Source organism: Parafannyhessea sp., from assembly GCF_051876455.1.
GTDB lineage: Bacteria > Actinomycetota > Coriobacteriia > Coriobacteriales > Atopobiaceae > Parafannyhessea.
In genome coordinates this window covers 1-13,635 of record NZ_JBJEHW010000116.1, presented here as the reverse complement: position 1 = coordinate 13,635, position 13,635 = coordinate 1, and the positions used below count along the sequence as shown (strand labels likewise).

The window sequence follows — 13,635 nt, the reverse complement described above, 5'->3', positions numbered from 1 at the left end:
GGGTTCGGCCTCATCGGAGTGCCGACCGTGCTCATCGCCGCGCTGCACGAGCAGGGCACGACCGACCTGTCGGTCGTCTCCAACAACTGCGGCGTGGCCGGCCGGGGACTCGGGCAACTGCTCGCCGACGGCCGGATAGCCCGCGCGATCAACTCCTACATCGGGGAGAACAAGGAACTCGCCCGGCAGTACCTCGCCGGTGAGATCGAGGTGGAGCTGACCCCGCAGGGGACGCTCGCCGAGCGGCTGCGCGGCGATCTCGAGCCGTTCGCCCGCGAGACGCTCTCGGGCACGCGCGTGATCCGCGCCTTCCGCCACGAGGCCGACGAGCAGGAGCGCTTTGGCACGGCGGCCCGCGCACAGGCCCAGACCGCCATATCGGCGGGCAAGCTCACGTCGCTCCTCAACCCGGCGACGTTCCTGGTGCTCAACCTCGGCGTCGTCGCGATCCTGTGGACAGGCGCAATCCGCGTGAACCTTGGCGACCTCTCGCAGGGCGAGGTCATGGCCTTCGTCAACTACATGACGCAGACGCTTTTGGCCGTTGGCTACGTCGCCAACCTCGTGGTCACCTTCACGCGCGGCGCCGCATCGAGCCAGCGCATCATGGAGGTGCTCGACACGCCGGATGCCCTGACGGACGGCAGCGCCGTGGACCTCACGCTTCCCGCCAGGGGAGAAGAGCCTGCCCTCCAGCTCGAGGGCGTGACCTTCAGCTACTCCGGGGGCGAGTCGAGCGCGCTCTCCGACGTGACGCTCACGCTCGACGAGGGCCAGACCCTCGGCATCATCGGCGGCACGGGCTCGGGCAAGTCCACGCTCGTGCAGCTGCTCGACAGGCTGTACGACCCCACGTCCGGCATCGTGCGCGTGCTCGGCCGCGACGTGCGCGACTACCCGCTCGACCAGCTCAGGGGCGTCGTCTCCGTCGTGCCGCAGCTCGCCTCGCTCCTTACGGGGACCATCAGGTCCAACCTCATGTGGAGGGACGCGGGTGCAACGGACGCCGACCTCTGGCAGGCGCTCGAGACCGCTCAGGCTGCGGACTTCGTCCGCGCCAAGGCGCAGGGCCTGGACGAGCCCGTGGAGGCCGACGGCCGCAACTTCAGCGGCGGCCAGCGCCAGCGCCTCACCATCGCCCGCGCGCTCGTCGCGAGCCCGCGCATCCTCGTGCTGGACGACTCGGCCTCCGCGCTCGACTTCGCCACGGACGCCCGGCTGCGCCACGCGCTGGGCGAGATATCCGATCGCACCACGTGCGTAGTGGTCTCGCAGCGCGTGTCCGCCGTCATGGGCGCCGACAAGATCCTCGTGCTCGACCATGGCCGCATGGCGGGGCTCGGGACGCACCGCGAGCTCCTGAAGAGCTGCGACCTCTACCGCGAGATCTGCCTCTCGCAGCTTTCCGAGAAGGAGGTGCTCGCATAATGGCCAACCCCTACGCAGCCGGCGGCTCGGCAGCCGCTACCATCGCCAACGTGCGCGGCAACAACGGGTCCGGCACCGATCCCAACCAGGGACTCGACGTCACGGGCTACGACGTCACGACCGTCCTCAGGCGGCTCATGGCGTACGTCAGGCCATACCTCGCCCTGGGCGTCCTCGCCTTTGCGTGCGCGGCCGCGGCCGTGCTCCTCTCGCTCTACGTGCCCATCCTCATCGGCAACGCGATTGACCTCATGGTGCGTGCCGGCAGGGTGGACTTCGGGGCGCTCGTGCCCGTGCTCCAGAGGCTCGCCGTCGTCGTGGTGCTCACGGGCGTGGCGCAGTGGGCGCAGGGCTACTGCACCAACCGCCTCACGTACTCGACGACGCGCGACCTCAGGATCGACGCATACGACAAGTTCCGCGACCTGCCGCTCTCGTTTTTGGACTCGCACTCGCACGGCGACCTCCTCTCCCGCGTCATCAACGACGTGGACCAGGTGGGCGACGGCCTGCTGCAGGGCCTGACGCAGCTCTTCAACGGCGTCGTCACCATAGTGGGGACCATCGTCTTCATGTTCTCGATCTCCGTACCGGTGGCGCTCGTCGTGATCGTGCTCACACCGCTCTCCATCGTGGCGGCGAGCCTCATCACCAAGCACTCCGCGGAGTCTTTCCGCGCGCAGCAGTCCATCCAGGGCGAGCTCGGGGGCCTGGCCGAGGAGGTCATCGGCAACCAGAAGCTCGTGAGCGCCTTCGCCCACACCGACTCCGAGGTGGCGGCATTTGGCGAGGTCAACCAGCGCCTCTACGTCAAGGGCGAGCATGCCCAGTTCGTGAGCTCGCTCTCCAACCCCTCCACGCGCCTCGTCAACAACCTCACCTACGCCGCCGTCGCCGTGGCGGGCTGCCTCTGCGTCGTGAGCGGCTGGCCCTCGCCCATGACCGTGGGCCAGGTCCAGAGCTTCCTCTCGTACGCCAACCAGTACATGAAGCCCTTCAACGAGATCTCCGCCGTCGTCACGCAGGTACAGACCGCCTTCGCCTCCGCGCGCCGGCTCCTCGCCCTGCTTGACGCAAAGGTGGAGAAGCCCGACCCCTCCGACGCCAAGGCGCTTGCCAACCCCAAGGGGAGCCTCGAGCTCGACCACGTGTTCTTCTCATACACGAAGGACCGCCCTCTGCTGCAGGACATCTGCCTCAAGGTGCCCGCCGGCAAGCGCTACGCCCTCGTCGGCCCCACGGGCTGCGGCAAGACCACCCTCATCAACCTGCTGCTCCGCTTCTACGACGTGGACTCGGGCACCATCCGCCTGGACGGGCGGGACACCCAGGCGCTCACGCGGCAGAGCCTGCGCTCCGCCTTTGGCATGGTGCTGCAGGAGACCTGGCTCTTCGAGGGCACCGTGCGCGACAACATCGCCTACGGCCGTCCCGACGCCACGGACGAGGAGGTTGTCGACGCGGCCAAGCGCGCCCACGCGCACAAGTTCATCATGCAGCTCCCCCAGGGCTACCAGACCAGGGTGGGGGAGGGCGGCGGCGCCCTGAGCCAGGGCCAGCGCCAGCTCCTGTGCATCGCCCGCGTCATGATGTGCGACCCCGCCGTGCTCCTTCTGGACGAGGCCACGAGCTCCATCGACACGCGCACGGAGCTCCAGGTGCAGGACGCGTTCGACCGCATCATGGAGGGACGCACCTCGCTCGTGGTGGCACACCGACTCTCGACCGTCAAGAACGCGGACTGCATCGTGGTCATGCGCGACGGGCGCATCGTGGAGACGGGAACGCACGAGGAGCTCCTTGCCGCCGGCGGATTCTACAGCGACCTCTACCAGAGCCAGTTCGCCCATTAGCCGAGAACGCCCGTCCTCCACTCCCGTGGGGCCTACGATGGTCACGGCCGCACAAGCGGCAGGCCCTTGCGGGGAGGGAAAGGCATGGCAGAAACGGTATATGACGCGCTCGTCGTGGGCGCGGGCGTGAGCGGGTGCTCCATAGCCCGCGAGCTCTCGCGACTCGACGGGCGCTTCCTTGTGGTCGAGGCCGAGGACGACGTGTGCTCCGGCACGTCCAAGGCGAACTCGGCCATCGTGCACGCGGGATTCGACGCCCAGACGGGCACGCTCATGGCGAGGCTCAACGTGGAAGGGACGTCGCTCTTCCCGGAGCTCTCGCGCGAGCTGGGCTTTGGCTTCAGGCAGATCGGCTCCCTCGTGGTGTGCACCAACGAGGCGGACATGCCCGCGCTCGAGGCACTGCTCGAGCGCGGTCGCGCCAACGGCGTCCACGACCTGCGCATAGTGGGGCGAGAAGAGCTCGTCCAGATGGAGCCCAACATATCCGACGCCGCCGTGGCGGCCCTGTGGGCTCCCACGGCCGGCATCTGCGACCCGTTCGAGCTGACGGACGCCCTCGCGGAGAACGCTGCCACGAACGGCGTCGAGTTCCGCTTCGACGCGCCGGTCACGGGCGTCAGGCGTCGCGACCGTGAGGGGGCGCCGGCCCTGTGGGAGGTCACGACCCCCAAGGGCACGTTCCTCTCGCGCGTGGTGGTCAATGCGGCCGGCGTGCACGCCGACGAGCTCCACAACATGGTGAGCGCAAGCAGGATCTCCATCACGCCTCGCCGTGGCCAGTACGAGCTGCTCGACACCACGGCCGGCGACCACGTGCGCCACACGGTCTTCATGCTCCCCACCAAGATGGGCAAGGGCGTGCTCGTGACGCCCACGATCCACGGCAACCTGCTGGTCGGCCCCACGGCCGAGGACATCCCGGACAAGTCCGGCACCCAGACCACGCCTGACGGCCTGGCCGAGGTGCGCCGCAAGTCGGCGCTCACCGTGCGCGACATCCCCTTCAGGGAGACCATCACCTCGTTCAGCGGCCTGCGCGCGCACCAGCCCGGCCACGAGTTCATCATCGGCGAGGTCGAGGACGCCCCCGGCTTCGTGGACTGCGCCGGCATCGAGAGCCCCGGGCTCAGCGCGAGCCCGGCCATCGGCCGCATGGTGGCGCGGATCGTCAACGGCATCCTGGGTCTCGCGCCCAACGAGGGCTTCGTGCCCACGCGCCGCGGCATCCCCAACCTGCGTGACATCGACCCCGAGGAGTGGCAGCGCCTGATTCAGGAGGACCCGGCCTACGGAACCATCGTCTGCCGCTGCTGCCGCGTGAGCGAGGCGCAGATTCGCGACGCCTGCCGCCGCGTGCCGGGCGCCCGCTCGCTCGACGGCGTCAAGCACCGCACCGGCGCCTGCATGGGTCGCTGCCAGGCGGGCTTCTGCACGCCGCGCATCATGGAAATCATATCCGAGGAGGTCCCCGGAATGGACCTCGCACACGTCACAAAGAGCGGGCCCGGCTCGCGCATGGTCGTGGGTCCCGACAAGCAGGGCCTCGCCACCGCCGCGGGCGAGAAGGACGACCCCCGTAGAGGTGAGGAAGATGCCTAACGCCACCATCCAGACGCTGGAGCGCGACATCGTGGTCGTGGGCGGCGGCTCCGCAGGGCTTGCGGCCGCCATTTCCTCGCACGACGCGGGATGCGAGTCCGTCCTCGTGCTGGAGCGCGAGCCCCAGCTCGGCGGCATCCTCAACCAGTGCATCCACAACGGCTTTGGGCTCCACACCTTCAAGGAGGAGCTCACGGGGCCCGAGTACGCAGCACGTTACATCGCCCAGGCACGCGAGCGCGACATAGAGCACATGCTGCGCACCACGGTACTCGACATCGCAGACGACCTCACGGTCACGGCCGTGAACGCCGAGTGCGGCGTCTTCCGCGTCAGCGCCAAGGCCGTCATCCTGGCCATGGGCTGCCGCGAGCGCCCGCGCGGCGCGCTCGACATCTGCGGCACGCGTCCGGCCGGCGTCTACACGGCGGGCACGGCACAGCGCCTCGTCAACATCGACGGCCTCATGCCCGGCCGCGAGGTCGTCATCCTCGGCTCCGGCGACATCGGCCTCATCATGGCGCGCCGTCTCACGCTCGAGGGCGCGCACGTGGCCTGCGTGGCAGAGCTCATGCCCTACTCGGGCGGCCTCAAGCGCAACATCGTGCAGTGCCTGGACGACTTTGGCATACCGCTCAAGCTCTCCCACACCGTGGTGGACGTCGAGGGCGCCAAGCGCGTCGAGGCCGTCACCATCGCCCAGGTGGACGATCACCTCAAGCCGATTCCCGACACGGAGGTCCGCTACCCCTGCGACACGCTGCTGCTCTCCGTCGGCCTCCTGCCGGAGAACGAGCTCAGCCGCCAGGCGGGCGTCCGCATCAACCCCGTCACGCGCGGCGCCTTCGTGGACGACTCGCTCATGACGAGCATCCCGGGCGTGTTCGCGTGCGGCAACGTGCTGCACGTGCACGACCTGGTGGATTACGTCAGCGAGGAGTCTGCCCACGCGGGAGCCTCGGCCGCCCGCTACGTGCGCCGGCTGGCAGAGGGCGGCGGCCGCCAGGCTCCCGACCTCGTACCGGTAAGGGTCTCCGGGGGCATCCGCTACAGCGTGCCCTCGTTCGTCTCGCCCGCCAACATGGACGAGAAGATCACGCTCCGCTTCAGGGTGGGTGCCGTCTACCAGGACCGCTACGTCTCGCTCTACGTGGGGGACCGCCGCGTCCAGCACCGCCGCAAGCAGATACTCGCGCCCGGCGAGATGCAGGAGCTCACGCTCAGGCGCGAGGACCTCGCGGGCGCCGGTCCCACGGACGAGATTCTCCTGCTTCTGGAGGATGAGTAGCCATGTCCACGCAACACCTGACCTGCATACGCTGCCCCAAGGGCTGCCAGATAACCGTCGAGCTCGAAGGGGGAGAGGTGACCTCCGTCACGGGCAACGGCTGCCGCCGCGGCGACGAGTACGCCCGCAAGGAGGTCACCAACCCCACGCGCACGGTCACGACGGTCGTGCCCGTCGAGGGCTCGACCGTGGCCCGCATGGTGTCCGTCAAGACTGCCCGGGACGTGCCGAAGTCCAAGGTGCTCGACGTCGTGCGCGCCCTGGCGGGCGTCCGCACCACGTCGCCCGTCCACATAGGGGACGTGGTCCTTGCGGACGTCTGCGGCACGGGCGTGGACGTCGTGGCCACAAAGGACGTCTAGTCGCGCCGCCGCGGGCCTACACCGCCTCCCACTTGTAGCGCCTCATGTCGACCTTCCCGTTGGGGAGAAACCCGACCCCCTCGGCCTCGAGCATGCGACGCTGCTCACCGGGCCCGCCAAACGCGCCGCCCGGCGCAAGCGACCCGTCCGCGAAGACGATGCGGTGGCACGGCACGCCGCCGGCCATCCCTGGGCTCGAGTGCATGGCAAAGCCAACGTAGCGCGCCTTGCGGGGCTCGCCCATGGCCATCGCCACCTGCCCGTACGTGGCCACGCGGCCCTTGGGCACCTGCCTCACCACGTCATATGCACGCAAGAAGAACCCCTCTTCCACAGCCGGCCTCCCATCTGCTATGTTTGCACCTGACACTAGCAGACGGGAGGCCCCTCTCCCGCGGAAGAGGTACATATGACAGACAAGGACCTTGACCAGCTCAAGAGGTCCATCGGCAAGCCAAATGACGCGCGCCCCCTCAAGACCGTGGGCCAGTCCCGCACGGAGACCACACACACGGTGGTCCACGGGGACATGAACGGCGAGAACCGCCTGTTTGGCGGCCGGCTGATGGAGTGGATAGACGAGGCCGCGGGCATCGCGTCGCGCAGGCACTGCGGCGGCTCCGTCACGACCGCCTGCGTGGACAACCTGGTGTTCCAGAACCCCGCCTACCTCAACGAGGTCGTGATCGTGGACGCCTACGTCACGTACGTGGGCAGGACCTCGCTCGAGGTGCGCGTGGACTCCTACGTCGAGGACGTCGAGACCGGCGAGCGCAAGCAGATTAACGTGGCCTACCTGACGGAGGTTCACGTGGACGCCAACGAGCGACCCACGCGGATTCCCTACGGCCTCGCCCTCACCACGGACGAGGAGAAGAACGAGTGGAGCCTGGCGCAGATCCGCAAGATGATCCGCCGCGAGCGCCAGGAGCAGGGAATCTAGCCAGCATGACGGCACTTCTCCTCGTTGTCATCTACCTCTCGTTCGTGAGCCTGGGACTGCCAGACGGCCTCCTGGGCTCAGCATGGCCCACCATGCACGCGAGCCTGGGCGCCGCGGTGTCGGCGGCGGGCACGGTCTCGCTCGTGATCTGCCTCGGCACCATCGTTTCTAGCCTCCTGACGGACCGGCTGGTCAAGCGCCTGGGCGCGGGCGGCCTCACGGCATGCTCCGTGGGCCTCACGGCCGTCGCGCTCTTCGGCTTCTCGGCATCGACTTCCTTTTGGCAGCTCGTGCTATGGGCCGTCCCGTACGGCCTGGGCGCGGGAGCCGTCGACGCCGCCCTCAACGCGTACGTGGCCACGCACTTCGCGCCGCGGCACATGAACTGGCTCCACTCCTGCTGGGGCATCGGCGCCGCGGTGGGACCGATGGTCATGTCCTGGCAGATGGCCACGCCCGCCGGCTGGCAGGGCGGCTATCGCATCGTCGGCTTCATACAGGTGGCACTCGTGGCAGCAATCTTCGCGAGCCTGCCGCTCTGGCACGAGCGCCGCGACACCCGGGCCGACGCGCATGGGCATTCCGGGGGAGAAGGACGCGCCTCCAAGCTCGAGCTCACCAGGCGCCCGGGAGTCGTCCAGGCCATGCTCGGGTTCCTCTGCTACTGCTCCATCGAGTCCACGTGCGGCCTCTGGTCGTCCACGTTCCTCGTCATGGGACACGGCGTCTCGACGGAGGCGGCCGCGCTTCTCGTCTCCCTCTTCTATGGCGGCATCACGGTGGGGAGGCTGATCTCGGGCGTCCTCACGCTCAGGCTCGACGGGCGGCAGCTGCTGCGCGCTGGCGAGGCGACCATGGCCCTTGGCATCCTGGTGCTGCTCCTCGGCCGCTCGACCGTCGTCCTGGGAGCCGGGCTCACGCTGCTCGGCCTGGGGTGCGCACCCATCTACCCGCAGATGATCCAGCTCACGCCAAGCCGCTTTGGCAGCCAGAGCGCGCAGTCCCTCATGGGCCTCCAGATGGCCTGCGCCTACGTGGGCTCGATGGCCGCCCCGCCCGTCATGGGCGCCATCATCGAGCACGTTTCGCCGCTGCTCATGCCCGTGGCCGAGGCGGCGCTCCTCGTCCTCATGGCGGCGCTCATCGGCTCGTGCGACCGCCGCGTGGAGGCGTCGCGTCCCTCGCGGGCGGCATAGTCCCCGGGCGAGAAATGCGTCCGCCGCACACCCAACGCGACCTTGGGATCACCCCAGCCAGCGTTCCGCCCTCTGCAGCAGCAGGTCGAGGCTGAAGTACCCGGCCTCGCGCAGCGCGAGCTTCCCTTGTGCCCACACCTCGACCGTGGGGGCGCCCATGACGCCCACCTGGGCCGCCTCCTCCATGTGACGCTCGAGCGGGACGTATAGCGCGATCGTGCCCGGATGCTCGCCTTCCCACTGCTCGATGCGCTGGTGCAGCGCCGCGCAGGGCGCGCACGTGGCCGAACCGTACTCGACTATGGCAAGGGGCGCCGACGAGACAGCCTCGCCGACGCTCTCACCCTTGCGTAGTTCCCTCATGCCTAGAGCAGGTTCTTGACGTGAGCCTCGAGCGCCGCTGCGGGCATGCCGCCGATGGCGGAGTCGACGACCTTGCCGTCCTTGATGAAGAAGAAGGCCGGGATGCTCATGACCTGGAAGGCCTGAGCGAGCGCGGGCTCCTCGTCGGAGTTGACCTTGCCGATCTTCACCTTGCCGTCATACTTCTCCGCCAGCTTCTCCACGACGGGACCCATCGCGCGGCAGGGGCCGCACCAGTCCGCATAGAAGTCGATCATGACGGGAAGGTCGCTCTTCTCGACCTCGTTCTCGAAGTTCTGAGCAGTGAACTTGTACTCCATGACGCTCTCCTTTCGTTGCGCGCCACCTTGGCGCTCCCTTGTTTCGTCTATCAGCTTATGTGGTACATTTTTCTGAGCAAGTACGCAGTTTCATGTAATGTGGTAAGGAAAATCTGACCATGGCATCTACCAGCAAGAACATGCGTGAAGAAATTATGTCGCCGTGTCTGGCGAGCGCGGACCCCTCCGTCACGGGCTCCGGCTGCGCCCTGCGAAGGGTGCTCGACGCCGTGGGAGGCAAGTGGAAGATCCTGCTCATCGTCGCGCTTTCCCAGACGGACGAGCTGCGCTACGGCGAGCTGCGCAAGCTCGTCTACGGCATCACCAACACGATGCTCGCGTCGTCCCTCAAGGAGCTCGAGGCGGACGGCCTCGTCAGGCGCACCCAGTACCCTGAGATGCCCGTCCGCGTCGAGTACAGCCTCACCGACCGCGCACGCACGCTCGTGCCCATCCTCATGGAGCTCAAGGACTGGGGCGAGAAGAACCTCTAGGCCAGGCGCCGTACCCCCTCATGCGTCGCAGGGGAGGTGCCGGTGCGAGAGCCGTGCGTACGACTTCGCATAGGTGCCGTCGTAGGTGGCGCAACCCACGTGGGCCTGACCGCCCTCAAGCGCGCCGCAGTGGTTGCAGCAGGTGCACCACCTGATCTTGTCGGCCTCGCCCTCAAGGTACTTGCGCGGCGTTTCGGGGTCCGCCAGGGACTGGCGACCGAGGGCCAACATGTTGAAGTCACCCGCTGATATGCGCGCGTTGCCCATGGCGAAGAGCGACGCCTCGTGGGGCGAGACGCCCGAGAGCCCATTTCCGCGACCGTCCCTCAGGGCGCTCAGCCCACCGCAGATGACGGTGGTCTGAGGGGCGAGCCTGTCACGCAGCATGCGCGCCGCCGTGACATGACCCATTACCGTGCCGGCCGTGTAGTGATCGGGACACATGAGGCCCCATCCGCATCCGCAGTCGCCAAGGGTCTCGAGGAACCAGCTCGCGCCGCGCGCCTCCAGGCCCTTCGCCAATCCGAGGGTCTCCCTGGGATCGATTATTGGGCTGTCCGGACCTTCGTGTCCCATGCCACCGGGAAACTCGTCCCACACGGTTAGCTTCGCGCCAACGAGGAAGCCCTCATCCGGCGTCGCGTGGCGCACACGCTCGCACAGCTCGAAAAGGGCACGCGAGCGCGCCTCTAGTGAGCCGCCGTAGCGCCAGGCACGGTCGTTGTAGGGACGGAACACCTGCGACCACAGGTAGCCGTGGCAGAACTTGAGGTCGACGCCGTCCGCACCTGAGAGCCAGAGGAAGTTTGCCGCCCGGGCGCAGCGTTCGATCTCGTTGTCTATGTACTTCTCGTCTATGAGGTCGCCCTCGTATCCCGGACGTTGCTTCACGCACACGCGACGCGAGAACGTTGGATCGCTCAACTCGCCACTGTGATGCAGCTGCACCACGAGGAGCTGATGCGGATAGTTGTCCTGCTTCCACGCCAGGAAGCGCTCCCACGCCCTGCGGCTCCGGGCATTGTCCACGTCGAGCATGAGCTGCGTCCTTCGCGCCCGACTCTGTCGCTGTAGGGTCACCGCCTCCACCTCGACCACGCCAAAGCCGCCTTCCAGAAGCCTGCGATAGCGCTCGAGCGTCGTCTGGGTAAATACGCCGTCCTCATCGGCATCGTTGCACTCCATCGGCTGCGCCCAGAACCTGTTGGGCGCCATGCGTGACCCAATGTGTGCCGGTAGCGACAGCGGAACCTGCGGCCTAACGCTCGTGAATGCCATGGAATTCCCCTCTACCAAACGGGGCAGACGCCAATCGTGGCCCTGCGAACCTTTATAGAGGCTTCCGCCGCGCGAGGGTCAAGGTGCAAACGGTGGGCGGTACCGCGAGCGGGGGAGCGACAAGGCCCTGAACCCCAGGCGCGAAACGCCTCCAGACAACAAAAGAGGCCAGGCGGAAAACCGTCTGGCCTCGAAGTTCCTGGTCGGGTGGACTGGATTCGAACCAGCGACCCCTTGACCCCCAGTCAAGTGCGCTACCAAGCTGCGCCACCACCCGTTGCGTCGGACTCTCGCCCGCCTGCGGTTGAATACAATATCATTTGGCGCGGACCTAGGCAAGGAGATTTTTGACCAATTTCCGATTTAGCCCGTTTGCCCAGTTCAGAAGCCTGTCATGGCCTATCGCTTGTCCGCGTCTACGCGCATCAGGGGGAGCGTCGACCCGCCGTGCGGCATTATGAGCACGCGCGGCTCGCGTCCAAGACGCTCTCGCTGCGCAGCCATTGCCGCGTCCACGGCCTCCTGCACGGACGAGAAGGGCGTCATGAAGCAGTCGCAGACCGTCTCGGGTCGCATGTCCGACACGAGGTAGATGTCGTTCCTCAGTTCGATCTGCGCGATGGCCGCCGCCTTGTGGCCGCCAAGGCGGAAGTCGCGCCTCAGGTGGTCGACAACGTCCTGCGGCCGGGACGCCTCGTGCATCCAGCTCGCAAACGTCTCCTGCCCGAGGCCCTCCGCGCAGGAACCCACCAGCACGATGGTGCCGCCCTCGCGCACGGGATGCTTCGCGTTGTCGAGCGCCTTCTGGAGCTGGTAGAGGTTCAGGTCCTTTGGCGCGCCGCCCTGGCTCACCACGACGACGTCCGCATACTCGTGCAGCTCGCAGCCATACAGCTCGTCCAGCTTGCGGCAGGCGTCGCGCTGCGCCGCCACAAAGTCGCCCGCGGCGCTGTAGACCACGTTCTTCTCCTCGTCCAGTACCACGTTCACGATGAAGTCGAGGCCCACCATGGCACAGGCCTCCTCGAGGTCCAGACGGACGGGGCTCTCCATGTTGCCAGAGTGCGCCGCCGGGTCGACCATGAGCGAGTGGTTGGCCTGAATCGCCTCGAAGGTGGAGCAGCCGGGCATGATGGCCTTTGCTCCGCCGGAGTAGCCCGCAAAGTAGTGGTACTCGACGTTGCCCAGGCTCACGCGCACGTCTGCGGCCGCCACCTCCTGCAGCACGTCCACCGGGGTCCCGTGCGACGTGAAGCCGTAGTGCGTAAGCCCGTTGGAATCTCCGTTCAGCACGCGCAGGCGCCCGTAGTAGGGGCCCATGATGGTCCTGAGCTCGTCCTCCGTCTGCGGGCGGTGGCTCCCCAGCGCGATGGCCAGCAGCACGTCCTCGTCGCGCACGCCGGCGGCGTGGAGCTCGTCCATCACGGGCGGAAGCACCGTCGCCGTGGGCAGCGGCCGCGTAACGTCGCTCGTTATGACGCAGACGCTCTGCCCCGCGTGCACCAGCTCGCGCAGGCGTGGCGTCCCGATGGGGCGCTCGAGCGAGTCGCGCACGACCTTCTCGCCCGTGGCGGCAAAGCTCGCGGGGTTCGCATGCATGACCTCAATAACGTCTTCCTGCGGGAGCTCGAACCGCTCCGTGCGGCTGCCGATGCCTACCTCGTATCGCATCTCTTCCTCCTGAGTCGCCTGGCGTCCGTCCGTGACCATCCCTCAAGCATTGTCGCGCCGCTGCCAAATCTTGAGCAAGTTTGTGAATGCCGCATCCGATGGGTTACCATAGCTACGTCAAATCCGTACTTAGGAGACAACCCCTTGGGCACCAAGCGCGAAAAGTTTGAGACTTCCATAAAGAACCAGGTTGGACGCGACGCCGCCCTTGCCCAGGAGCACGGTACCACGGCTCCGGTCGGAACATCCAACAACCCCTCGCACAAGATCTTCACCATAGCCAACGTGATCACGTTCTGCCGCTTCATCCTGACGGCAATCTTCCTCTATATGTTCGTGAACGACATCAACCGTTACCTCGCGCTTACATTTTACGTGGTAGCGGCCGTGACGGACTTCCTGGACGGGCAGGTGGCGCGCCGCACGCAGACCGTCAGCTGGCTCGGCAAGATCATGGACCCCGTCATGGACCGCGTGCTGCTCTTCACGGGCGTGCTCGGGCTCATCCTCACGGGGGAGCTCCCCGTGTGGACGGCAATCTTCGTGATCGGCCGCGACGCCTACCTGTTCGTGGGCAGCATGATCCTACAGAAGTACCAGCGCAGGCCCGTCGACGTGGTGTACGTTGGCAAGTTCGCCACGGCATTCCTGATGACGGGCTTCAGCTTCCTGCTCCTGGGGCTGCCGCGCGTGCACGGCCTTGGGCTGGTGGACGTCTCGTGGCTGCCCGGCCTTGGCCACGGGAGCGCCCAGCTTGGCATCTTCTTCGTGTACGCGGGACTCATCTGCTCGCTCGCAGCGGCCATCGTCTACACCAAGCGCGGCTTTGCCATCAAG

General features: G+C 67.3%; 14 protein-coding genes and 1 tRNA gene. 9 read left to right on the top strand and 6 right to left on the bottom strand.

Annotated elements, in window-relative coordinates; genetic code table 11:
- The 5 genes from ACI38Z_RS05310 to ACI38Z_RS05290 form a co-directional block, all read left to right on the top strand.
- On the top strand, window positions 1-1,428 hold a 1,428-nt coding region (locus tag ACI38Z_RS05310; RefSeq protein WP_439789149.1), incomplete at its 5' end, for an ATP-binding cassette domain-containing protein.
- Window positions 1,428-3,281, top strand: coding sequence for an ABC transporter ATP-binding protein (locus ACI38Z_RS05305; protein ID WP_439789148.1), 1,854 nt, complete (start codon window positions 1,428-1,430; stop codon window positions 3,279-3,281). The genes ACI38Z_RS05310 and ACI38Z_RS05305, both read left to right, overlap by 1 nt.
- 84 nt (window positions 3,282-3,365) lie before the next feature.
- The gene (locus tag ACI38Z_RS05300) at window positions 3,366-4,883 is read left to right on the top strand and encodes an NAD(P)/FAD-dependent oxidoreductase (RefSeq protein ID WP_439789147.1); all 1,518 of its coding nucleotides are present in this window, start codon (window positions 3,366-3,368) and stop codon (window positions 4,881-4,883) included.
- Window positions 4,876-6,171: an NAD(P)/FAD-dependent oxidoreductase gene (locus tag ACI38Z_RS05295; RefSeq protein WP_439789146.1), complete on the top strand. Its 1,296-nt coding sequence runs from the start codon at window positions 4,876-4,878 to the stop codon at window positions 6,169-6,171. Before ACI38Z_RS05300 ends, ACI38Z_RS05295 begins: the two co-directional genes overlap by 8 nt.
- A 2-nt stretch (window positions 6,172-6,173) precedes the next feature.
- Complete coding sequence (locus ACI38Z_RS05290) at window positions 6,174-6,533, top strand: DUF1667 domain-containing protein (protein ID WP_439789144.1); 360 nt, start codon at window positions 6,174-6,176, stop codon at window positions 6,531-6,533.
- A 16-nt stretch (window positions 6,534-6,549) separates the two neighbouring features.
- Here ACI38Z_RS05290 and ACI38Z_RS05285 read toward each other — a convergent pair whose 3' ends face one another.
- The gene (locus tag ACI38Z_RS05285) at window positions 6,550-6,867 is read right to left on the bottom strand and encodes an MGMT family protein (RefSeq protein WP_439789142.1); all 318 of its coding nucleotides are present in this window, start codon (window positions 6,865-6,867) and stop codon (window positions 6,550-6,552) included.
- Window positions 6,868-6,942: 75 nt separating this feature from the next.
- On the opposite strand from ACI38Z_RS05285, the gene ACI38Z_RS05280 reads away from it, so the two are divergent.
- Window positions 6,943-7,476, top strand: a complete 534-nt coding sequence (locus ACI38Z_RS05280) for an acyl-CoA thioesterase (RefSeq protein WP_439789141.1) — start codon at window positions 6,943-6,945, stop codon at window positions 7,474-7,476.
- Between the two features lie 5 nt (window positions 7,477-7,481).
- On the top strand, window positions 7,482-8,672 hold the full coding sequence (locus tag ACI38Z_RS05275) for an MFS transporter (RefSeq protein ID WP_439789140.1): 1,191 nt from the start codon (window positions 7,482-7,484) through the stop codon (window positions 8,670-8,672).
- A gap of 48 nt (window positions 8,673-8,720) precedes the next feature.
- Here the strand turns inward: ACI38Z_RS05275 and ACI38Z_RS05270 are convergent, their stop codons facing one another.
- Together ACI38Z_RS05270 and trxA are read right to left on the bottom strand one after the other, a co-directional pair.
- Complete coding sequence (locus tag ACI38Z_RS05270) at window positions 8,721-9,035, bottom strand: thioredoxin family protein (RefSeq protein ID WP_439789139.1); 315 nt, start codon at window positions 9,033-9,035, stop codon at window positions 8,721-8,723.
- Window positions 9,036-9,037: 2 nt separating this feature from the next.
- Window positions 9,038-9,355, bottom strand: coding sequence for a thioredoxin (trxA, locus tag ACI38Z_RS05265; protein ID WP_439789138.1), 318 nt, complete (start codon window positions 9,353-9,355; stop codon window positions 9,038-9,040).
- Window positions 9,356-9,474: 119 nt separating this feature from the next.
- Here trxA and ACI38Z_RS05260 point away from each other — a divergent pair, with 119 nt between their 5' ends.
- On the top strand, window positions 9,475-9,849 hold the full coding sequence (locus tag ACI38Z_RS05260) for a winged helix-turn-helix transcriptional regulator (RefSeq protein ID WP_439789137.1): 375 nt from the start codon (window positions 9,475-9,477) through the stop codon (window positions 9,847-9,849).
- A gap of 18 nt (window positions 9,850-9,867) precedes the next feature.
- Here the strand turns inward: ACI38Z_RS05260 and ACI38Z_RS05255 are convergent, their stop codons facing one another.
- The 3 genes from ACI38Z_RS05255 to larA form a co-directional block, all read right to left on the bottom strand.
- Window positions 9,868-11,127: a hypothetical protein gene (locus ACI38Z_RS05255; RefSeq protein ID WP_439789136.1), complete on the bottom strand. Its 1,260-nt coding sequence runs from the start codon at window positions 11,125-11,127 to the stop codon at window positions 9,868-9,870.
- A gap of 200 nt (window positions 11,128-11,327) precedes the next feature.
- Window positions 11,328-11,404, bottom strand: a tRNA-Pro gene (locus tag ACI38Z_RS05250).
- 122 nt (window positions 11,405-11,526) lie between these two features.
- Window positions 11,527-12,798, bottom strand: a complete 1,272-nt coding sequence (gene larA, locus ACI38Z_RS05245) for a nickel-dependent lactate racemase (protein ID WP_439789135.1) — start codon at window positions 12,796-12,798, stop codon at window positions 11,527-11,529.
- 144 nt (window positions 12,799-12,942) lie between these two features.
- Here larA and ACI38Z_RS05240 point away from each other — a divergent pair.
- A partial coding sequence (locus tag ACI38Z_RS05240; protein ID WP_439789134.1) for a CDP-alcohol phosphatidyltransferase family protein occupies window positions 12,943-13,635 on the top strand: 693 nt, incomplete at its 3' end.

Bases quoted from the DNA above. Each gene is read 5' to 3' on its own strand.
- ACI38Z_RS05305 (WP_439789148.1), top strand. From the start codon at position 1,428: ATGGCCAACCCCTACGCAGCCGGCGGCTCGGCAGCCGCTACCATCGCC.
- ACI38Z_RS05300 (WP_439789147.1), top strand. From the start codon at position 3,366: ATGGCAGAAACGGTATATGACGCGCTCGTCGTGGGCGCGGGCGTGAGC.
- ACI38Z_RS05295 (WP_439789146.1), top strand. From the start codon at position 4,876: ATGCCTAACGCCACCATCCAGACGCTGGAGCGCGACATCGTGGTCGTG.
- ACI38Z_RS05290 (WP_439789144.1), top strand. From the start codon at position 6,174: ATGTCCACGCAACACCTGACCTGCATACGCTGCCCCAAGGGCTGCCAG.
- ACI38Z_RS05280 (WP_439789141.1), top strand. From the start codon at position 6,943: ATGACAGACAAGGACCTTGACCAGCTCAAGAGGTCCATCGGCAAGCCA.
- ACI38Z_RS05275 (WP_439789140.1), top strand. From the start codon at position 7,482: ATGACGGCACTTCTCCTCGTTGTCATCTACCTCTCGTTCGTGAGCCTG.
- ACI38Z_RS05270 (WP_439789139.1), bottom strand. From the start codon at position 9,035: ATGAGGGAACTACGCAAGGGTGAGAGCGTCGGCGAGGCTGTCTCGTCG.
- trxA (WP_439789138.1), bottom strand. From the start codon at position 9,355: ATGGAGTACAAGTTCACTGCTCAGAACTTCGAGAACGAGGTCGAGAAG.
- ACI38Z_RS05260 (WP_439789137.1), top strand. From the start codon at position 9,475: ATGGCATCTACCAGCAAGAACATGCGTGAAGAAATTATGTCGCCGTGT.
- ACI38Z_RS05255 (WP_439789136.1), bottom strand. From the start codon at position 11,127: ATGGCATTCACGAGCGTTAGGCCGCAGGTTCCGCTGTCGCTACCGGCA.
- larA (WP_439789135.1), bottom strand. From the start codon at position 12,798: ATGCGATACGAGGTAGGCATCGGCAGCCGCACGGAGCGGTTCGAGCTC.